Source organism: Delftia sp. ZNC0008, from assembly GCF_000799035.1.
GTDB lineage: Bacteria > Pseudomonadota > Gammaproteobacteria > Burkholderiales > Burkholderiaceae_C > Comamonas > Comamonas tsuruhatensis.
In genome coordinates, this window is the sequence record NZ_JTKZ01000648.1 from 1 (window position 1) to 828 (window position 828).

At 75.5% G+C, this 828-nt stretch carries 1 protein-coding gene; it reads left to right on the top strand.

Annotated elements, in window-relative coordinates:
* On the top strand, positions 1-828 hold an 828-nt coding region (locus tag L995_RS21115; protein WP_047473491.1), incomplete at both ends, for a hypothetical protein.

Below are 828 nucleotides of genomic sequence, written 5' to 3' on the forward strand. Positions count from 1 at the left end.
CGCCCGGGCCCGCAGCCTGGCCTTCGGCGAGCAGGCGCTGGCCGGCATGCCGCCTGCCACTCTGCCCGCCCCCCCTGCCGGCATCGCGCCCTGGCTGTGGCGCTCCTGGCAGCGCTGCCTGGCGGCAGGCCGCCGCCCGGGCGAGCGCGTGGTCTACGAAGCGCTGGGGCCGCATGCGCTGCGCCAGGCACGTGACGGCCACGAGGCGCTGCTGCAGGCGGCGCACCCCGTGATGACCCAGCTGGTGGGCGCCGTGGGCGCCATGCGCTACTTCAGCCTGCTGACCGATGCGCACGGCACCGTGCTGGACGTGCAGGGGCCGCTGGACCGCAGCGACATCCGCGTGCAGGCCATCGCCCGTGTGGGCGTGGACCTGTCCGAGCAGGGCGTGGGCACCACCGCCATCGGTGCGGCCCTGGCCGAGCACGGCCCCGTCTGGCTGCACCGGGCCGAGCATTTCTTCGAGGCCAACCGCCACTACAGCTGCGCGGGCGCACCGCTGTACGCCCCGGACGGCCGCTGCCTGGGCATGCTGGACATCACGGGCGTGGACGTGCCCGAGCGGCCCGAGCTGATGCACCTGGCGCTGCGCTGCGCCCGCGCCATCGAGGACCGGCTGCTGCGCGCCCTGCCCCACGCGCTGCTGCTGCACCTGAACTGGCCCGGCGGGCCTCTGGGACAGGAGGGCGAAGGCCTGCTGGCCGTGGACGCCGAAGGGCATGTGGCGGGCAGCAATACCCTGGCGCGCCAGCTGGTGCCCCAGCCGCTGGCGCAGCCGGGCCAGCCGCTGCACTGCAGCGAACTGCTGGCCATGCCCTGGACGGCGCT